This is a genomic window from Streptomyces sp. NPDC047841, assembly GCF_040704085.1.
Lineage (GTDB): Bacteria > Actinomycetota > Actinomycetes > Streptomycetales > Streptomycetaceae > Streptomyces > Streptomyces argyrophylli.
In genome coordinates, this window is sequence record NZ_JBEYRP010000002.1 from 425,179 (window position 1) to 444,253 (window position 19,075).

Consider the following 19,075-nt stretch of genomic DNA (forward strand, 5'->3'; position numbering starts at 1 on the left):
CCGGGTCAGCCTTCCGCCGGCACCGCCACCCCCATCACCTCCCGGGCGTGGCGGTCCGGAGTCATGCGCAGCCGCCAGGCCTGCCAGCCGGCCTCCAGCTCGACGCCCCGCTCCAGCAGCAGGGCGTACGCCGAGACGTAGTCCGCCAGCTTCTCGTCCCGCAGCGGGTGCGGGTCGCGGGCCAGCTCGGCCAGCTCCTCCTGGGCGACGGCCGTGCCCACCTCCACCCCGCCCGGGGCCGCGTACGGCAGCAGGGTGCAGCGCAGGAAGCGGGCCCAGTCCTCGCCGCGCCGGTCGCCGTAGGACGTGAACAGGGTGAGCGCCTCGTCGCACAGCGCCAGCGCCTGCGGCGTCCGCGCGTTGCCCGCGTCCACCACCGCCAGCTCCAGGCAGGTCCAGGCCTCGCCGTGGGCGACGCCGATCCGCTGGAAGTCGGCGCGCGCGTCCACCAGGAGCTGACGGGCGAAACCGGAGTTGCGCAGCGAGCCGGTCCGCGCGGCCCGCTGGTCCCGGGTCGCCCGCGCCGAGTGGTGCCGGGCACAGGCCAGGCCGTACACGTCCCGTATCCGGGAGAACATCGTCCGGGACCGCTCCAGGTCCCGCACCGCCTGGTCCAGCTCACCGGTCTCCTCCAGCGCCTGCCCCAGGTAGTACAGCGTCCACGCCTCGCCGCGCGCGTCCTCGTTCTCCCGGTGCCGGGGCACCGCCCGGCGCAGGCCCTCCAGGGCCGCGGGGGCGTCGCCGGCCACCAGCCGGGCCCGGGCCAGCTGGGTCAGCGCCCATGCCTCCCCGCGGGCGTCCCGCGTCCTGCCGTACCGCTCCAGGGCCGCCCGCAGCTCCGTCTCCGCGCGCGGTACGTCCCCCAGCCGCAGGGCCAGCTGGCCCAGCTGGAAGTGCGCCCAGGCCTCGCCGTGCACCGAGCCGCCCTCGCGGTGCAGGACCAGGGAGCGGGTGAGCAGGTCCAGGGCCTCCGCCAGCCGGGCCCGGTCGCGCTGGACGGCCGCCAGCGCGTGCATCGTCCACGCCCGGTCCGTCGCCAGCTCCGGTGCCGCCTGCAGGTCCAGCGCCTCCTGGAGCCTGGCCGCCGCCTCGGTGAGGTTGCCCTGGTGGTGCAGCGTGATCCCCAGCGAGGTCAGCGCGCGGGCCGCCCCCGCCTCGTGCTGGGCCTCCCGGTACAGGTCCACGACCGAGGTCAGCGTGGTGCGCGCCTTGTCCAGCTCGCCGAGCTGCCGGGCCGCGATGCCGGTGCGCCACTGCACCGAGCGCACCAGCAGTCCCTGGTCCACCGACTGCGCCAGCTCGCTGATCTCGCCGAGCCGGTACAGGTCGCCGCGCAGCAGGCAGTAGTCGCACAGCGCGCCCAGCAGGTTCAGCACGGCCGCCTGGTCCACGCCCTCCGCGTGCCGCAGGGCCGCCGTGATGAAGCTGGACTCGTCGTCCAGCCAGCGCAGCGCCTCGTCGAGGGAGGGGAAGCCGTGCGAGCCGAACTGGTTCGACCGCGTCGACATGTTCCCGTCGACCAGGCGCAGCACCGAGTCGGCCAGCTCCGCGTAGTTCACGATCAGCCGCTCCTGCGCGGCCGCCCGCTCGGCCGGGTCCTCCTCGTCCAGCAGCCGGGCGTGCGCGAAGGCCCGCACCAGGTCGTGCAGCCGGTAGCGGCTGCCGCGCACATGGTCGATCAGGCCCGCCCGGGCGAGCGCCACCAGATGCCGGGTGGCCTCGGCCTCGTCGGTGGCGAGCAGGGAGGCTGCCGCCGCCGCGCCCAGCGAGGCCCGGCCCGCCAGGGCGAGCCTGCGCAGCAGCCGGCGGGTGGGCTCCGGCTGGTCGGTGTAGCGCAGCCACAGCGCCCGCTCCACCGGCTCCACCGGGCCGTACGCCCCCAGGTCCGCGGCCAGCTGCCGGGGTGAGCGCGGGCCCAGGGCCGAGCCCGCGACCCGCAGCGCCAGCGGCAGCCCGCCGCACAGCTCGCGGACCCGGTCGGCGGAGTCGGCGTCGTACGGCCCCGGCGCGTCCTCGGCCGCCGCGCTCAGCAGCTCCTCGGCGCCCGCCGCGTCCAGCGCCGGGACGGGCAGCTCGTGCACCCAGGCCGGCAGGTCGGCGGGCAGGTCGAGGGGGGAGCGGGCGGTGACCAGCACCAGGCTGTCGGAGCGCTCCGGCACCAGGGCGCGCACCTGCTCCGGGTCCGAGGCGTCGTCCAGCACGATCGTCACCGGCAGTCCGGTCAGATGCCGGTGGTACAGCTCGGCCAGCCGCTTGACCTGCTGGTCGGGGGAGGACCGCTCCCGGAACAGCAGCTGCTCGCGGGGCGCGCCCAGCCGGTTGAGCAGGTGCAGCAGGGCGTCCCGGGTGGACAGCGGCGCCTCCTCCCGGCTGCCGCCGCGCAGGTCCACCACCACCGCGCCCCGGAAGTGGTCCCGCAGCTCGTGCGCCGCGCGCACCGCGAGCGTGGTCCGGCCGGAGCCGGGCTCGCCGTGCAGCACCACCAGCGTCGGCCGGGTCTCGGTGGCCGCACGCGCCGCCTGCGCCCACTGCCTGATCCGCCCCAGCTCCGCCCGGCGCCCCGCGAACGGGCCGTCGGCGTCCGGGAGCTGCCCGAAGGACTGCTCCAGCACCGAACGCCTGCGGGCCGCCGCGCTCTTGTCCGCGCCGCGCAGCGCCGGGCCGGTGCCCTTCTTCCGGGCGCCGGTGGAGGCGCTGAGCACCCGCTGCTGGTCGAGGAACGGGCGGACGCCCCGCACCTCCAGCGCGGTCAGCCACTGCAACCGCAGCTGCTCCGGGCCGCCGGGCTGGCCGGCCGCGCCCGCGCGGTGGTGGGCGGCGGGCAGATGCGCGCCGGCCACCTTCACCACCGTCGCCGCGGCGCCCACCGCGCCCGCGGTGACGCCCGCGCCGAGGGCCGTGCCGGTACCGGTGCCGAGGGCCAGGTCGGCCACGGCGGCGGCGACGGCGGCGACCGCCGCGACGAGCAGGGCCGTTCCGGCGCCTTCGCGGGCGTACCGCTGGCCGAAGGTGAGCCGGCCGGCCTCCGCCTCGTCCAGCGCGCGCGTGTAGGCCTCGTACTCCTCGCCGGCCGCACCCGCCATCGCGTCCAGCGCGCCGCGGGCCCGCGCCAGCAGCAGCTGACCGTCGACCCGCCCGTCCGAACGCCGTACCTCCTCCTCCACGGCCCGCACCAGCAGCCGCTCGGCCTCCGCCCGATGACCGTCCCGCATGTCCCGTCCCCCTCCGGCGGCAACTCCGTCGCGTACGAGTGTCCTTCGGGGGCGGCGGGATGGCGAGGGGTGACGATCAGCGGGGCCGCCGCGGCGCCCGCCCGTCCGGCGGAACCGGGGGCTGCCGTCCGGGCCTGACGTCCCGCGCGGGGACGGCTGGGGCAGGATGGGGTCATGCCGAATCGACTGGCCCATGAGACGTCCCCGTACCTGCTCCAGCACGCGGACAACCCCGTCGACTGGTGGCCGTGGTCCGGCGAGGCCTTCGAGGAGGCCCGCAGGACCGGCAGGCCCGTGCTGCTGAGCGTCGGGTACAGCAGCTGCCACTGGTGCCACGTGATGGCCCACGAGTCCTTCGAGGACCGGGCCACCGCCGACTACCTCAACGAGCACTTCGTCAGCGTCAAGGTCGACCGCGAGGAGCGGCCGGACGTGGACGCCGTCTACATGGAGGCCGTCCAGGCGGCCACCGGGCACGGCGGCTGGCCCATGACCGTGTTCCTCACCCCCGACGCCGAGCCGTTCTACTTCGGCACCTACTTCCCGCCCGCCCCCCGGCACGGCATGCCCTCCTTCCGGCAGGTGCTGGAGGGCGTCCAGCAGGCCTGGACCACCCGCCGGGAGGAGGTCGCCGACGTCGCCGGGAAGATCGTCCGCGATCTCGCCCAGCGGGAGATCGTCCGGCAGGCCGACGAGGCGCCCGGCGAGCAGGAGCTCGCCCAGGCCCTGCTCGGCCTCACCCGCGAGTACGACCCCCAGCGCGGCGGATTCGGCGGCGCGCCGAAGTTCCCGCCGTCCATGGTGCTGGAGTTCCTGCTCCGCCACCACGCCCGGACCGGTGCCGAGGGCGCGCTCCAGATGGCCCGGGACACCTGTGAGCGGATGGCCAGGGGCGGCATCTACGACCAGCTCGGCGGAGGGTTCGCCCGGTACTCGGTGGACCGCGACTGGGTCGTGCCGCACTTCGAGAAGATGCTGTACGACAACGCCCTGCTCTGCCGGGTGTACACCCACCTGTGGCGGGCCACCGGCTCGGACCTCGCCCGGCGGGTCGCGCTGGACACCGCCCAGTTCCTGCTGCGCGAACTGCGCACCGCCGAGGGCGGATTCGCCTCGGCCCTCGACGCCGACAGTGACGACGGCAGCGGGCGGCACGTCGAGGGGGCGTACTACGTCTGGCGGCCCGACCAGCTGCGTGAGGTCCTCGGGGACGACGCCGGCCTCGCCGCCCAGTACTTCGGCGTGACCGAGGAGGGCACCTTCGAGCACGGCCAGTCCGTCCTGCAACTCCCGCAGACGGAGGGCGTGTTCGAGGCCGAGAAGATCGCCTCCGTCAAGGACCGGCTCCTCGCCGCCCGGGACCGGCGGCCCGCGCCCGGCCGGGACGACAAGGTCGTCGCCGCCTGGAACGGGCTCGCCATCGCCGCGCTCGCCGAGACCGGCGCCTGCTTCGACCGGCCGGACCTCACCGAGGCCGCCGTCGCCGCCGCCGACCTGCTGGTCCGGGTCCACCTCGACGAGCACGGCCGGCTCGCCCGCACCAGCAAGGACGGCCGGGTCGGCCCGAACGCGGGCGTGCTGGAGGACTACGCCGGCGTCGCCGAGGGCTTCCTCGCGCTCGCCTCCGTGACCGGCGAGGGCGTCTGGCTCGACTTCGCCGGACTGCTGCTCGACCACGTCCTCGCCCGCTTCACCGACGCCGGAACCGGCGCCCTGTTCGACACCGCCTCCGACGCCGAGCAGCTCATCCGCCGGCCCCAGGACCCCACCGACAACGCCGCCCCCTCCGGCTGGACCGCCGCGGCCGGCGCGCTGCTGAGCTACGCCGCCCACACCGGCTCCGAGCCGCACCGGGCCGCCGCCGAACGGGCGCTCGGGGTCGTCAAGACGCTCGGGCCGCGCGTGCCCCGGTTCATCGGATGGGGGCTGGCCGTCGCCGAGGCGCTGCTCGACGGGCCGCGCGAGGTGGCGGTCGTCGGACCGGCCCCGGACGACGAGCGGACGGCGGCCCTGCACCGTACGGCGCTGCTGAGCACCGCCCCGGGGGCCGTCGTCGCCTGTGGCACCCCGGACAGCGAGGAGTTCCCGCTGCTCGCCGACCGCACGCTCGTCGACGGCGCGCCCACCGCGTACGTCTGCCGCGGCTTCGTCTGCGACCTGCCGGTGACGGACCCGGACGCCTTGCGGACGAAGCTGACCACTGCCTGAGAGCGGCGGCGCGCCTGGGGTGCCCGGGCTGCGGCTGCCCCTCAGGCGTGGCTGAGGATCAGCGCGGCCGGCAGCGACTGGGCGCCGCACTGGATCAGCAGGGCGCCGGTCCCGGCGCCCGTCCACCGGCCCCGGGGCCACACCGGCACGGCCGGACCGGCCACGAGGGAGGCCCGGAAACTGCCGTACAGCAGCCGGCCGGGTACCGCGGAGCGGCGGCGTACTCAGCCGCTCCGGGTACGCATGCTCAGCGCCCGTTCCACGACCGCCTCCAGCCGATCGTGGTGCGCGCCCTTCCAGTAGGCCCGGCCGCAGGCCGTGCACTGGGCGAAGACGTCGTAGGAGCGTTGGGTGCCGTGCTTCAGCTGGGCGGCGACCTCGTCCTTGGTGGCCTGTCTCAGCAGGCCGTTGCAGGCGGTGCAGCGGGTCCAGGGCCGGAGGTCGGGGGCGAAGCGGTCGAGGACGTCGTGGAGCTGGTCGTCGGGGCGGGTGCTGTAGACGAACGCGCCGGCCCACAGTTCCCGGCGGCGCAGCAGTCCCCGGTCGCGGCTGAGCACGACCCGCTTCTCGGCCGCCGAGCGGGCGGCGAGGGCCGGGTCGCCGATGTCCGTCGACTCGTACGCCGTGTCCACGCCGAGCAGCCGCAGCCGGCGGGCCAGCGTGCCGAGGTGGACGTCGAGGAGGAAGCGCAGGGGTGCGCCGGGCACCCGCTGGGGGCGTTCCACCGGCCGGACGACCAGCCGCTCGGCCGGCCGCGGGAGGTGCGAGGGCGGGACCTCGCGGCCGTCCACGACCAGCGCGCCGACCTCGGTGAGCGGTACCCCGAGGGACTCGACGACATGGCCCAGGGACGAGACGCCGTCGGTGACGACCGTCCGCCCCGGTTGGCGCTGCACGAACAGGCCCAGCTCGGGGGCGAACTCGACGTGGATCTCGGGACCGTTCACCCGGTCAGGATGTCATGGGAGCGGTCCGTGCCCTCAGGGTTTTCCGGTGGGCAGGCCGTGCTCCAGGACGTCCAGGGCCCGGTCCACCATGCCGCGCAGGTCGTCCTGGAAGCCGTTCTCCGCCCACGACATGGTGGCTTCCAGCAGACCGCCGACGAGAGCCGTCGCGTAGACGCGCGCTTCGAGGCTGTCCGCGGCCGGCCCGGAGCGTTCGGCGAGGGCCGCGCGCAGCAGGCGCCCGGTCTGCGACATGCTCTCGACCATGCGGGACCGGACCGCGGGGACCCGGACCGCGAGGTGCGCCCGCACCCGCACCATGTCGGGGTCCTCCGCCGTCATCGCGTCGACGGCCTTGTGCATCACGTGCCGCACCGAGTCCGTCCACGGCTCTCCCGCGGGCCGGGCGCGCAGCTCCTCCACCATCAGCGAGCCGAACTCGTCCGTGAGGACGATGTCCTCCTTGGCCGGGAAGTACCGGAAGACGGTCGACGGTGACACCTCGGCCCGGTCGGCGATCTGGTCGATCGTCGTGGCGTCGTAGCCCTGCTCCTCGATCAGCGCGTAGGTCGCGGCACGGATCGCCTCGCGGGTCTTGATCTTCTTGCGTTCACGCAGGCCCGGCTGGGGCCGGTCGGCGGGGGAGAGCGGGGAGCGTGCGGGCCTCATACCGGTCATTGTCCGGCATCGGCCGTGGCGGGGGCCACGGCCGGGGCTTCCCCCCGGCGCGCGGGAACGGCCACGGCTCGCAGGAGCCGTGGCCGGTGGAGGGCGAGGGCGGAGGGGCTACGAGGGGCTACGTGTGCTGGTACGCCACCAGCGAGATCCCGACGTAGTGGACGACGAACGCGGCGAGGGTGAAGGAGTGGAAGACCTCGTGGAAGCCGAACCAGCGCGGTGACGGGTTCGGGCGCTTGATCCCGTAGATCACGCCGCCGGCGCTGTAGAGCAGGCCGCCGACGACCACCAGGACCAGGACCGCGACGCCGCCCGTGTGCAGGAAGTCGGGCAGGAAGAAGACCGCCGCCCACCCCATCGCGATGTAGCAGGGCGTGTACAGCCAGCGAGGAGCGCCGACCCAGAAGACGCGGAAGACGATGCCGGCCGCGGCGGCGGCCCAGATGCCCCACAGCAGCCACTGGCCCTTGGTGCCGGGCAGGAGCAGCAGGGTCAGCGGGGTGTAGGTGCCCGCGATGATCAGGAAGATGTTGGCGTGATCGAGGCGGCGCAGCACGCCGTCCATGCGCGGGCTCCAGTTGCCCCGGTGGTAGAGCGCGCTGACGCCGAACAGGAGGCAGGCCGTCAGGGCGTAGATGCCGCAGGCGACGCGGCCTCTGGTCGAGTCGGCGAGGGCGGTGAGCACGAGGCCCGCGATGAGTACGGCCGGGAACATCCCGAGGTGCAGCCAGCCACGGAGCCTGGGCTTGACCGGATGCGGCAGGGAGAGCGCCACGGGGCCACGGCCGGCGGCCGGCGTGTCCGTGGGCGCGTCGGAGGCGGACGCAGTCATGGCTCGCATGGTACCGACGCCTCCGTAAGCCGTTCGTCAATGCACGGTCAATCAAGTCATCCGGCAAAAAGTCCTTCAGCTGGACCCCACATGGACGCAAAGAGTCGTGGTGACCGTGGGATTCCTCACCCCGCTCACTTGTGATGCCCTCTGGACAGATGGGCACTAGACTCGGATGATCAAATGAGTGCGGTCGGCACCGGATGAGCAGGCTACGAAGCATCCGGGTCGCGGCCCCCACGGGGCGAGAACACAAAAAATCCCTCACTTAGGAGCAATCGTGGCGCGCGACATCGCGGCTCCCACCGTCGTCCCCACCAACCACCGGGAACTGATCTCGTGGGTCAACGAGATCGCCGAACTGACGCAGCCGGACAGCGTGGTCTGGTGTGACGGGTCCGAGGCCGAGTACGAGCGGCTGTGCGAGGAACTGGTCGCCAAGGGAACCTTCCGGAAACTCGACCCGATCAAGCGCCCCCACTCCTACTACGCCGCCTCCGACCCCTCCGACGTCGCGCGCGTCGAGGACCGGACCTTCATCTGCTCGGAGAAGGAGGAGGACGCGGGCCCGACCAACCACTGGAAGGCCCCCGCCGAGATGCGGGACGTCTTCACCGGCGAGCAGGGCCTGTTCCGGGGTTCCATGCGGGGCCGCACGATGTACGTCGTGCCCTTCTGCATGGGCCCGCTCGGCTCCCCGCTGTCCGCGCTGGGCGTGGAGATCACCGACTCCGCCTACGTCGCCGTCTCGATGCGCACGATGACGCGCATGGGCCAGGCCGTCCTGGACGAGCTGGGCGACGACGGCTTCTTCGTCAAGGCCGTCCACACGCTCGGCGCCCCGCTGGAGCCCGGCCAGGAGGACGTCCCCTGGCCCTGCAACCGGACCAAGTACATCTCGCACTTCCCCGAGTCGCGCGAGATCTGGTCCTACGGCTCCGGCTACGGCGGCAACGCCCTGCTCGGCAAGAAGTGCTACGCCCTGCGCATCGCCTCCGTCATGGCCCGCGACGAGGGCTGGCTGGCCGAGCACATGCTGATCCTCAAACTCACCCCGCCCCAGGGCGAGTCCAAGTACGTCGCCGCGGCCTTCCCCTCCGCCTGCGGCAAGACCAACCTCGCCATGCTGGAGCCCACGATCTCCGGCTGGACCGTGGAGACCATCGGCGACGACATCGCTTGGATGCGGTTCGGCGAGGACGGCCGGCTGTACGCGATCAACCCCGAGGCCGGCTTCTTCGGCGTCGCGCCCGGCACCGGTGAGCACACCAACGCCAACGCGATGAAGACCCTCTGGGGCAACGCCGTCTTCACCAACGTCGCGCTCACCGACGACGGCGACGTGTGGTGGGAGGGCATGACCGAGGAGCCCCCGGCCCACCTGACCGACTGGAAGGGCAACGACTGGACGCCGGAGTCGGGGACCCCGGCCGCCCACCCCAACGCCCGCTTCACCGTGCCGGCCGCGCAGTGCCCGATCATCGCGCCGGAGTGGGAGGACCCGAAGGGCGTGCCGATCTCGGCGATCCTCTTCGGCGGGCGCCGCGCGACGGCGGTGCCGCTCGTGACGGAGTCCTTCGACTGGAACCACGGCGTCTTCCTCGGCGCCAACGTGGCCTCCGAGAAGACCGCCGCCGCCGAGGGCAAGGTCGGCGAGCTGCGCCGCGACCCGTTCGCGATGCTGCCGTTCTGCGGCTACAACATGGGCGACTACATGGCCCACTGGGTCGACGTCGCCAAGGACAAGGACCAGTCCAAGCTGCCGAAGATCTACTACGTCAACTGGTTCCGGAAGAACGACGAGGGCCGGTTCGTCTGGCCGGGCTTCGGCGAGAACTCGCGGGTCCTGAAGTGGATCGTGGAGCGGCTGGAGGGCAGGGCCGAGGGCGTCGAGACCCCGATCGGCATCCTGCCGGCGAAGGACGCCCTGGACACCGACGGCCTGGCACTCTCCGACTCCGACATGGAGTTCCTGCTCACGGTCGACAAGGAGGTCTGGCGCGAGGAGGCCGCGCTGATCCCCGGGCACCTCGACACCTTCGGCGAGCACACCCCGAAGGAGCTGTGGGACCAGTACCGGGCGCTGGTGGAGCGCCTGGGCTGAACCGCCCGCCCATGACTCCGCGGCCGGTCGCCGTGCCCTGACCAGCGATCGTCACGACCGGCCGCGGTGAGCGCCCCACCGGGCGGTCCGTACGGACCGGCCGGCACCGGTCGCCCCGTCGCCGGCGGCCGGCGCCGCCGATACCCGCACGTCAGGCGCGGGGTTCACGGCCCCCCGTCCCGCCCCGGTCCTCCAGGTACCGGGTGTGGGACTCCTGGCGGCGGGCCTCGGTCTCGCCGAGTTCCGCCGCGAGCCGCCCGGCCTCCCGCCGCAGCAGATCGAGCTGCCGCTCCAGATGGCGTTCGGGCGGCTCGGAGCCCGGCGCCAGACGCGTCCACCAGCGCGTGCGCACGAAGGCGTCCACGGCCTCCGGGAGGTCCTGCCGCACCGCCCGGGAGACGGTGTGCACGGCCTCCGGGTCCCGGGCGAGCGCCTCGGCGGCCCAGCCCGGTTCCAGCAGCGCGCCCAGCAGTCCGGTCAGTTCGCCGAGCCGGGCGGCGGCCCCGGGCGGCAGGTCGACGTCCGCGAGGTAGCCGCCGAGCCGGCCGAAGTCGGTGCGCAGCTCCTCCAGTTGGGCCGACGGGCTCGGGAAGTCCGGCAGAGCGGGCCGCTCCGGCGGGGCGATGAGCGCGCCCGCGCCGTACAGCCCGGCCACCACGACCGGCCAGTACGGTCCCGCGACCCCGGTGAAGGTCAGCACCAGACCGAGCAGCCCGCAGGCGCCGCCGGTGAGGTTCTTGCGGGACTCCAGGTAGCCGAGGACCTCACTGGTAGCCACGGATCTCCTTGAAGGCGCCGTCCAGCGAGCCCTGCCGGGCGTCGAAGAGGCGGCCGCCGGTCAGGTCGGCGATGTGCCGCAGCTCGGAGCGGGAGGAGTCGCCGAACAGGATCGGGAAGACCGGGATGTCCCGCCGGTCGCGGTCCAGGGCGCGGTAGAAGCCGTCGAAGTCGCCGGCCTTGGCGCCCGCGGTGTTCTCGCCGTCGGTCATCAGCACGATCGAGGTGAACGTGTCCCGGCCGGCGCCGAGATGGCCGTACGCCTGCTCCAGCGAGGTGTAGACGGCGGTGCCGCCGTCGGCGGTGAGCGCGTCGGTGTCCCGGCGGATCGCGGCGAGCCCGGCCCCCGGGTCCTTCGGGTCGACGACGTGGGTGCGCACGCTCTTCACGTCGGAGCCGAACGGCATCAGCGTCACCTCCTCCCGGTCCCGGAAGTCGCCGGTGAGCCCGGTCAGCGCCTTCTTCAGCGCCGCGAGCCGGTCGCCCTCCATGGAGCCGGAGGTGTCCAGGACGTAGACCGTGCGCGAGGGGCGGCGCAGTTCGTTCTCGTACGAGTCCAGCAGCCCGTCGGCCACCGAGCGGCTGCCGGGGAAGGGCAGTTCACGGCGCCGGTCGGTGTCGAGGCCGGCGGCGGGCCGCACCGAGGGCACGACCGGACGGCGGTGGGTGGTGTCGGTGATCAGCTTCTGCACGGCGTCGGTGCGCAGGTCGGCGGTCACCTTGCGGACGTCCTCGCGGGTGCGGGCGGCGGTCGACGCGAGCGAGGAGAGCGGGTAGTCGGCGGTGACGACGCCGTCGCGGGGGCGGATCACGGTGAGGCCCGGGATGCCCTTGAGGACGGACTCGTAGTTGAGCAGGGCGTCGACGGTGCCGCGCCGCCGGTAGGCGGAGGCGAGCCAGCCCGACGAGCCCGAGGTCAGCTTCTGGCCCTGGAAGAACTCCTTCAGCCGGGGCGTCGCCTTGGCCACGTCGGCGTCGGTGAGCGCGGACTGGGCGCCGGAGAGGGCGGAGGCGACCGAGACCAGCGTGGCGAAGCCCGAGTTGGAGCGGGCCGGGTCGGTCATGCCGTAGGTCAGCTTCCCGTCCTGGACGGCCTGTTCCACCTGGGACCAGGTGACGTCCCCGGGCTTCCAGCCGAGCCCCCGCACGGTGGCCGGCCGGACGCCGACGGCGACCGGGCTGGACATGACCGGCGTCTCGGACACCACCTTCCTCGCCGCCTCGGGCCGCAGCCGCAGGTAGTCGTCCGACGACAGCCACAGCGCGTCGTACGCCCCGTCCGCCTTCCCCCGGGCCAGCAGGTCGACGGCGTCCAGGGTGCCCATGTAGGTGGGCCGCAGGGTGATGCCGGTGTCCTCGCGGACGCGGTCGAAGACGGCCGTCATGTCGCTGAGTTCGCTGGAGGCGAGGACCCGCAGCGTGCCGGGCTTCGGCGCGTTCGGGTCGTCGCCGGTCTCCTGTGAGCTGCACGCGCTCAGCAGGCCGGCGGTGACGGCGGCCACGGCGATCAGGGAGCGTCGTCTCATCCGAGGCCCCCCTCCAGCGCGCCCTGGGCGCGGCTGCGCTCCAGGTGGGCGGAGGCGCCACGCAGTTCGTCCGTGAGGGACTGGACGGTGCTCGCCATGACCTCGGTCGCCTGGACCTTGTAGCTGTCGATGGCGTCGAGGGTGCGGTAGATCTGCTGGAACGCCGCGCGCAGGGTCTCCGCGCCGACCGCCGGGTCGGCGGCGATGCGCTGGATCTCGCCGCTCTGCGTGGCGAGCATCTCGGCGTTGCCCCGGATGAGGTCCTCGGTGGTGCCGCGCAACGCGTTGACCTGCTCGACGACCTTCTTCTGGCTGTCCAGGGCGGAGGCCAGCATCACGGAGATGCGCAGCGCCGAGACGGTGGTCGTGGCGGCCCGGTCGACGCCCTTGATCAGCTCGTCGTTGTTGCGGCGCACGACGTCCATGGCGAGGTAGCCCTGCGCGCACACCGCCAGCTGGGTGAGCAGGTCCTGGTGCTTCTGCCGGACCGGGAAGAGCACGTCGGCACGGAGGGCGTCGGCCTCCTGCGGGTCGCCGGTCCCGGCGATGTGCTCCTCCACGGCGGTGTCCAGGGCCTGGGTGAGGACGACGTACTCCTGGAGCTTGCCCATCGTCTCCCACAGCCGGACCCGCTCGGTCTGCAACGCGGCGTTGTCCCGGCGCAGTTCGTCCTGCCCGCCGCGCAGCGCGCCCACGATCCGGTTCAGGCTGCCCTGCGCGGAGGCGTACGTGGCGAGGTGGTCGCGCAGCTTGTTGCCGCCGGGCAGCCGGGACAGGAACCTGCGGCCCTTGCTCGCGGGCAGGTCCCGCGGATCCAGGTCCTCCACCACCCGGCGCAGTTCCACGAGCGAGCCGGCCACCTTGCCCTGGGCGTCCCCGCCCTTGCCGGGCAGGCTGCGCACGGCCCGCTCCAGCATGCGGTTGGACTGGACGGCGGCGGTGCGCATCTCACCGGCGCCGAGCGTGGTGATCTCGCCGACCTTGCCCGCGAACTCGGGCGAGCGGGCGTCGAGCACGGCGAGCTGCTCGACGAAGGCGGTGGCCCTGCGGGCCATGTCGGTGCGCACCGCGTCCTCGACCGGCACCAGACCGCCGGCCTTCTCCCTGGGCACGGGTGGTACGGGGTCGGGCGGGGTGAGCTGGAAGTCGCTGTCGGTCATGCGGTGGGTCCCCCGTGTCATCCGCGGGCCCGGCGGGCCATCTCGTGCAGCACCGCGGAGGTGGGCACGGGCGCCTGCCGGACGCCGGTGAGCTTCTGGTTGAGGTAGGCGGCGCGGCCGGCGGTGGCCGCGACGAACTCGGCGGCGTCGCCCTGCGGCCGGAATCCGTGCCGGACGGCGAGCCTGCGCAGGGCCGGGTCGGTGCTGAGCAGCTCCCCGAGCGCCCGGCCGTCCGCGTCCAGCGGTACGACGGTGTGGTCGCTGTTGACGGTGGTGTCCGGGTACAGCACGACCAGGTCGTCCACGTCGTGCCGCTCGGCGAGGAGCGCGGCGACCTGCGACTCGTACACCAGCACCAGCGGGTTGCCCGCGCCGCTGACGAAGTCCCGGAACACCGCGTCCGTGCTGGACTGCTGGGCGCCCTGGACGCTGACCAGCTTGTGCAGCAGGGGAGCGGTGCGGTCGAGGTCGGCCTTGCCGGCGACCACCTTGCCGCCGTTGGCCACGTAAGAGGCGGCGGCGAGGTAGAGGGCGCCGGAGCTGGACGACTCGGGGTCGGTGCTGGCGATGTACAGGGTGCCCGTCAGCTCGCCGTGGGCCTGGGCGCCCTTGAGCTGCTGCCAGGTGCGGTCGTGCCGGGCGGCGTCCACGTAGGCGCCCGTCCGCAGCGTGCCGCGGTTCTTCCCGTCCAGCACCGCCAGGCCGCCTGCGGCGAGCACGTCGGCGGCGGCGCGGTGCGCCACGACGACGAGCGGCGAGTAGAACGGCCGGGGGAGCGGCTGCTGGACGTGGTACTTGAGCGCCAGCTGGTCGGCGGGTGCCTGGCTGGACGGGAAGGCGAAGTCGTACCCCTTGAGGTCCAGCCCCTCCATGGCCCAGGACCCGGAGGCCTCGGTCTTGACGGTGTAGCCCTTGGCGGCGAGGGCCTTCACCACGTCGGGATCGGCGAAGAAGTCGGCCTTCTCCGATCCGATCACACCACGCACGGTCTTCGTTGCCGTGCCCTTGTCCTCCCCTTGCCGGCCCGCGACGACGGCGGCCACCACGCCACCGATCAGCAGGACCGCGAGGACGATTCCCGCGATACGTCTCACGCCGGGGAGCGTGCTCCCGAAATCCCACGTTCCGCCCGCGGTGAGATGAACGGGGGGTGACGTCCCGTTCCCGGTCTGCAACGGGAGGTCATCATTCCGGAACGGGCCGCCGGAACGGCACGGGAGAGCACCGGTCACCCCTTCGCCGCGACGGCGCCCGCCCCGGACGGACCGGCGCCCCGGGAGGAGACGAACCGCACCGCACACCCGGCCCAGGCCGAGCGCGGCGTATGGCGCCCGGTCCGCGCGTCGCTGCGGGTGCGCGCGGACCGGGGCCGATCGGGGGACCCCCGCCGGGGTCAGGCGGTGCTGAGTTCCTTCGGGTCGGCGGACAGCGCGGCGGCGTGCGCGTCCATCCGCTCGGCCGAGAGGATCGCCGCCGCCGTGTCGGCGCGGGACGCGGCGACCACGAGCGCGCGCCCGGCGAGGGCGTGCGCACGCCGGTGCAGGGCGCCGGGGTCACCGGCCGCGGCCGGCGCCGCCCGCAGCGGCGTGCGCCCTCCCCGCAGCCGGGCCACCTGCGCCGCGAGGCGCTCCGCCGCCGTGTCCAGGCCGGCGGACGGGGACAGCGCGCGCAACTCGTCGGTCACCGCGAGCAGCGCCGCCAGGTGCCCGGCGAGCTGGATGTCCAGCTCCTCCTCGCGCGAGCGGTGGGGGAAGTCCGAGGGGGTGCCGGCCATCGTGCTGTGGACCGACTTGGTGCGGATCGGCTCGTACATGGGGGATGGCCTCCTGTGCTCTGACAGGAAACCATCCTAGCTTGGATTTCGTCTAAAGTTGAGTCGGGTCACGGAACGGAGCCCGTCGACTACGGCTGGCTGTATCCGTCCAGGAAGGTGCCGATGCGGGTCACCGCGTCCCGCAGGTCCCCCACCGTCGGCAGCGTCACCACCCGGAAGTGATCCGGCTCCGGCCAGTTGAAACCCGTGCCCTGGACGACCATGATCTTCTCCTTGCGGAGCAGGTCCAGGACCATCCGCCGGTCGTCCTTGATCTTGAAGACGTCGGGGTCCAGCCGCGGGAACAGGTACAGCGCGCCCTTCGGCCGTACGCAGCTCACCCCCGGAATCCGCGTCAGCAGCTCGTACGCGGTGTCCATCTGCTCCTTCAGCCGGCCGCCCGGCAGCACCAGGTCGTTGATCGTCTGGCGTCCGCTGAGCGCGGCGACCACCCCGTGCTGCCCCGGCATGTTCGCGCACAGCCGCATGTTCGCCAGGATCGTCAGGCCCTCGATGTAGGAGTCGGCGTGGGCGCGCGGGCCGGAGATCGACATCCAGCCGACGCGGTAGCCGGCCACCCGGTACGCCTTCGACATGCCGTTGAAGGTGAGGGTGAGCAGGTCGGGGGCGACCTTGGCGGTCGGGGTGTGCGTGCCGCCGTCGTAGAGGATCTTGTCGTAGATCTCGTCGGAGCAGACCAGCAGGTTGTGCCGGCGGGCGATGTCCGTCAGGCCCCGGAGCACCGCCTCGTCGTAGACCGCGCCGGTGGGGTTGTTCGGGTTGATGATGACGATCGCCTTGGTGCGCTCGGTGACCTTGCGCTCGACGTCGGCGAGGTCCGGCATCCAGTCGGACTGCTCGTCGCAGCGGTAGTGCACCGCCGTACCGCCGGAGAGGGACACGGCCGCCGTCCACAGCGGGTAGTCCGGCGCCGGTACGAGCACCTCGTCGCCGTCGTCCAGCAGGCCCTGCATCGCCATCACGATCAGCTCGGAGACGCCGTTGCCGATGAAGACGTGCTCGACGTCGGTCTCGATGCCGAGGGTCTGGTTGTGCATCACGACCGCGCGGCGGGCGGCGAGCAGGCCCTTGGCGTCGCCGTAGCCGTGCGCGGTGGAGACGTTGCGGAGGATGTCCTCCAGGATCTCCGGGGGGCACTCGAAGCCGAAGGCGGCGGGGTTGCCGGTGTTGAGCTTGAGGATGCGGTGGCCCGCCGCCTCAAGCCGCATGGCCTCCTCGAGAACCGGGCCCCGGATCTCGTAACAGACGTTGGCGAGCTTGGTCGACTGGATCACCTGCATGTGCGTGAGCTTACGACCCGGTAACGCCTCATGGCTCGTGTTTTCCGCCACGTGAGACACGGAGATTTGCCCGAATATCACCGCCGGCTGTCTCGGGAGTCGCTTGCGTCCCTACAATTCGCTGGCATGTCCACGGAACGGGAGTACGAGGCGGGGGCGGACGGCATGGACGGAGCGGGCGGCGCGTCCGGGACCCGGCCGAACGTGTACCTCCCGCAGCCGGCTCCGGCCCCCGCGTACGAGCAGTACGCCGACCCCGCCGCCGCGCACGGCTGGCAGAACGCCTACGACGCGACCCGCGAACTGCCCGCCCTGTCCGAGGCCGACGAGGTGGCGGGGGCTCAGGGGACTCAGGGGGTGGTGGACACCGCGCGGACCGTTGCGGCGCCCGAAGCCGCGGACCACGCGGAAGCGACGCGTCCGTTCGGCTCCGTCACGGCCGCCGGCGTGCCCGGCGAGGGCCGGGCCGGCCGGCGGCGGGCCGCGCGCCGCGCGGGCGGCCGGCGCCGGGTGGCGATCGTCGCCGGGGTCCTCGGCGCGGCCGGTGCCGTGGCCGCGTTCGCCGCGCTCGGCGGCTCGGGCTCCCCGGCCGGCGCGCGTCCCGAGGACGGCAAGAGCGCGGGCGTCGACTCCGCTCCCGCGAGCCCGCGCGGGGACGCCGGCTCGCCGAGCGTGAGTGCCCCGGCGTCCGGCGACCCCGCGCCGGCGCGCCCGGCCACTGCCTCGGAAACCGCCGCCGGTGGGGCCGCGCACAGCGGGACGGCCGACGCCCCGGCGGCCACCACCACGACCTCGGCGCCGAGCGGTTCCCCGTCCGCCACGCCGACGCCGACGACGACACCGACACCCACCCCCACGGTGACGGCGTCGTCCGGCACCCCGCGGACGTCACCGTCCGGCACCCCCGGCCGGGGCCACGGCCACGGCCACGGCACGCCGGGACACCCACACTGAGGGCCAAGCCGCAGCGTGCGGCACCACGCCTCCCACACGAGGCGTCCCCCCCGGCAACACGAACCTCCGGCGCTGAAGCGAGACTTGCCGAGCTACCAGGCGTGTCGCCGTTCGGCACCTCCGGAGGGGTCACGGCATGGCGAACCGCCGGCGCTGGGAGCCGGGTTGGCGGGCGTTGCGCCACGGCGCTCCCGTCGCCACCGCTCGCCCCGAAGCGGTCACCGCGCGCCTTCGGTACGGGACGTGTCGCCGTTCGGCGCCTCCGGAGGGGGCACGACACGGCGAACCACCCGCGCTGAGGGCCGGGCTGCCGGGCGTCGCGCCACGGCGGTCCCGCCGCTGCCACCCGCCCGCGTCGGCCACCACGCGCCTACGGCACCGGGCGCCTCCGGAGGGGTCACGGCATGGCGAACCACCGGCGCTGAGAGCCGGGTTGGCGGGCGTTGCGCCACGGCGCTCCCGTCGCCACCGCTCGCCCCGCGTCCGCCGCCGCCGTGCCCTCGGCGCCAGGCGTGTCGGAGTCCGGTGCCCCCGGCAGGGGGCACGCTCAGCCGCCGCGTGCCGTGCCCCGCGGCCCCCTGCCGTCCGCACAGGGAAACCCCTATGACCTGACACCGTGTCTTGTCCCCGCCCCTCCTCGACGTTGAGAATGCGCATGACAACCAAGTGGGCGACCGGAGCACTCCGGTCGCCCAAGTCGTAAGAGGGGACCCCCACATGAAGAAGCCTCTCGTCGCCGCGCTCTCCTCGCTGGCCCTGGCAGGGCTGGGCGCGACCCCGGCGATGGCCGCCCCGCACACCACCGCCCCGCACCCCGCAAAGGCCGCCGCGGTCACCGTCGACTTCGCCGGCACCGTCTCGCTCAGCAACTGCTCCGGCTCCGTCATCCGCTTCCCCGGCTCCGCCGACACCGATCCGGCCCTGGTGCTGACGAACGGTCACTGCCTGGAGACCGGCTTCCCGGCCCCCGGCGAGGTCATCACCGGCCAGTCCTCCAGCCGTGCCTTCGGCCTGCTGAACTCCGCCGGCACCAAGGTCGCCACCCTCCGCGCCAACCAGGTCGTCTACTCGACCATGACGGACACGGACGTCACGATCTACCGCACCACCACCACGTACGCGGCGATCAAGAGCTCCTACGGCATCAGCCCGCTCACCGTGCAGGACACCCACCCGGTCGCCGGCACCGCCATCAAGGTGGTCTCCGGCTACTGGAAGCGCATCTACAGCTGCAACATCGACGGGTTCGTGTACCGGCTGAAGGAGGGCGACTGGACCTGGAAGGACTCGGTCCGCTACACCTCCGCCTGCAACACCATCGGCGGCACCTCCGGCTCCCCGGTCGTCGACACCGCCACCGGCAAGGTCGTCGCCGTCAACAACACCGGCAACGAGGACGGCCAGCGGTGCACGGAGAACAACCCGTGCGAGGTCGACGCGAACGGCACCGTCACCGTCCGCCAGGGCATCAACTACGCCGAGGAGACCTACACCATCCCGGCCTGCTTCACCACCGGCAACAAGCTCAACCTGGCCGCCGCCGGCTGCACCCTGCCCAAGCCGTAG

Annotated in this window: 14 protein-coding genes; 4 read left to right on the plus strand and 10 right to left on the minus strand. The window is 73.6% G+C overall.

Annotated features, from left to right (window positions below):
- Positions 1 to 5 precede the first annotated feature (5 nt).
- Positions 6 to 3,212: a tetratricopeptide repeat protein gene (locus AB0947_RS04505; protein ID WP_366748745.1), complete on the minus strand. Its 3,207-nt coding sequence runs from the start codon at positions 3,210 to 3,212 to the stop codon at positions 6 to 8.
- Between the two features lie 174 nt (positions 3,213 to 3,386).
- On the opposite strand from AB0947_RS04505, the gene AB0947_RS04510 reads away from it, so the two are divergent.
- Positions 3,387 to 5,420 carry a thioredoxin domain-containing protein gene (locus tag AB0947_RS04510; RefSeq protein ID WP_366748746.1) on the plus strand — a complete coding sequence of 678 codons (2,034 nt, stop codon included), beginning with the start codon at positions 3,387 to 3,389 and terminating at the stop codon, positions 5,418 to 5,420.
- Between the two features lie 224 nt (positions 5,421 to 5,644).
- On the opposite strand, the gene AB0947_RS04515 is transcribed toward AB0947_RS04510, so the two are convergent.
- From AB0947_RS04515 to AB0947_RS04525, 3 genes are all read right to left on the minus strand, one after another.
- Positions 5,645 to 6,367 carry a Mut7-C RNAse domain-containing protein gene (locus AB0947_RS04515; protein ID WP_366748747.1) on the minus strand — a complete coding sequence of 241 codons (723 nt, stop codon included), beginning with the start codon at positions 6,365 to 6,367 and terminating at the stop codon, positions 5,645 to 5,647.
- A gap of 33 nt (positions 6,368 to 6,400) precedes the next feature.
- A complete protein-coding gene (locus tag AB0947_RS04520; protein WP_366748748.1) occupies positions 6,401 to 7,033 on the minus strand; it encodes a TetR/AcrR family transcriptional regulator in 633 nt (210 codons plus the stop codon).
- Positions 7,034 to 7,160: 127 nt separating this feature from the next.
- Positions 7,161 to 7,874, minus strand: a complete 714-nt coding sequence (locus AB0947_RS04525) for a hemolysin III family protein (protein ID WP_366748749.1) — start codon at positions 7,872 to 7,874, stop codon at positions 7,161 to 7,163.
- A gap of 280 nt (positions 7,875 to 8,154) precedes the next feature.
- Between AB0947_RS04525 and AB0947_RS04530 the strand changes: the two genes are divergently transcribed.
- Positions 8,155 to 9,978 carry a phosphoenolpyruvate carboxykinase (GTP) gene (locus AB0947_RS04530; protein WP_366748750.1) on the plus strand — a complete coding sequence of 608 codons (1,824 nt, stop codon included), beginning with the start codon at positions 8,155 to 8,157 and terminating at the stop codon, positions 9,976 to 9,978.
- Between the two features lie 151 nt (positions 9,979 to 10,129).
- Here AB0947_RS04530 and AB0947_RS04535 read toward each other — a convergent pair whose 3' ends face one another.
- The 6 genes from AB0947_RS04535 to AB0947_RS04560 form a co-directional block, all read right to left on the minus strand.
- Positions 10,130 to 10,756, minus strand: coding sequence for a hypothetical protein (locus tag AB0947_RS04535; protein ID WP_366748751.1), 627 nt, complete (start codon positions 10,754 to 10,756; stop codon positions 10,130 to 10,132).
- A complete protein-coding gene (locus AB0947_RS04540) occupies positions 10,743 to 12,281 on the minus strand; it encodes a VWA domain-containing protein (RefSeq protein WP_366748752.1) in 1,539 nt (512 codons plus the stop codon). Before AB0947_RS04540 ends, AB0947_RS04535 begins: the two co-directional genes overlap by 14 nt.
- Positions 12,278 to 13,441, minus strand: coding sequence for a toxic anion resistance protein (locus tag AB0947_RS04545; RefSeq protein ID WP_366748753.1), 1,164 nt, complete (start codon positions 13,439 to 13,441; stop codon positions 12,278 to 12,280). Before AB0947_RS04545 ends, AB0947_RS04540 begins: the two co-directional genes overlap by 4 nt.
- A 17-nt stretch (positions 13,442 to 13,458) precedes the next feature.
- Positions 13,459 to 14,535, minus strand: a complete 1,077-nt coding sequence (locus AB0947_RS04550) for a substrate-binding domain-containing protein (protein ID WP_366748754.1) — start codon at positions 14,533 to 14,535, stop codon at positions 13,459 to 13,461.
- A gap of 299 nt (positions 14,536 to 14,834) precedes the next feature.
- Positions 14,835 to 15,254, minus strand: a complete 420-nt coding sequence (locus tag AB0947_RS04555; protein WP_366748755.1) for a hypothetical protein — start codon at positions 15,252 to 15,254, stop codon at positions 14,835 to 14,837.
- Positions 15,255 to 15,343: 89 nt separating this feature from the next.
- Positions 15,344 to 16,555 carry a pyridoxal phosphate-dependent aminotransferase gene (locus AB0947_RS04560; RefSeq protein ID WP_366748756.1) on the minus strand — a complete coding sequence of 404 codons (1,212 nt, stop codon included), beginning with the start codon at positions 16,553 to 16,555 and terminating at the stop codon, positions 15,344 to 15,346.
- Between the two features lie 126 nt (positions 16,556 to 16,681).
- On the opposite strand from AB0947_RS04560, the gene AB0947_RS04565 reads away from it, so the two are divergent.
- Complete coding sequence (locus tag AB0947_RS04565; RefSeq protein ID WP_366748757.1) at positions 16,682 to 17,509, plus strand: hypothetical protein; 828 nt, start codon at positions 16,682 to 16,684, stop codon at positions 17,507 to 17,509.
- A 717-nt stretch (positions 17,510 to 18,226) separates the two neighbouring features.
- A complete protein-coding gene (locus tag AB0947_RS04570) occupies positions 18,227 to 19,075 on the plus strand; it encodes a serine protease (RefSeq protein WP_366748758.1) in 849 nt (282 codons plus the stop codon).

Excerpts from the sequence above, each read along its gene's own strand:
- AB0947_RS04565 (WP_366748757.1), top strand. The coding sequence starts at position 16,682 with ATGTCCACGGAACGGGAGTACGAGGCGGGGGCGGACGGCATGGACGGA.
- AB0947_RS04520 (WP_366748748.1), bottom strand. The coding sequence starts at position 7,033 with ATGAGGCCCGCACGCTCCCCGCTCTCCCCCGCCGACCGGCCCCAGCCG.
- AB0947_RS04510 (WP_366748746.1), top strand. The coding sequence starts at position 3,387 with ATGCCGAATCGACTGGCCCATGAGACGTCCCCGTACCTGCTCCAGCAC.
- AB0947_RS04545 (WP_366748753.1), bottom strand. The coding sequence starts at position 13,441 with ATGACCGACAGCGACTTCCAGCTCACCCCGCCCGACCCCGTACCACCC.
- AB0947_RS04555 (WP_366748755.1), bottom strand. The coding sequence starts at position 15,254 with ATGTACGAGCCGATCCGCACCAAGTCGGTCCACAGCACGATGGCCGGC.
- AB0947_RS04570 (WP_366748758.1), top strand. The coding sequence starts at position 18,227 with ATGAAGAAGCCTCTCGTCGCCGCGCTCTCCTCGCTGGCCCTGGCAGGG.
- AB0947_RS04505 (WP_366748745.1), bottom strand. The coding sequence starts at position 3,212 with ATGCGGGACGGTCATCGGGCGGAGGCCGAGCGGCTGCTGGTGCGGGCC.
- AB0947_RS04560 (WP_366748756.1), bottom strand. The coding sequence starts at position 16,555 with ATGCAGGTGATCCAGTCGACCAAGCTCGCCAACGTCTGTTACGAGATC.
- AB0947_RS04525 (WP_366748749.1), bottom strand. The coding sequence starts at position 7,874 with ATGACTGCGTCCGCCTCCGACGCGCCCACGGACACGCCGGCCGCCGGC.
- AB0947_RS04540 (WP_366748752.1), bottom strand. The coding sequence starts at position 12,281 with ATGAGACGACGCTCCCTGATCGCCGTGGCCGCCGTCACCGCCGGCCTG.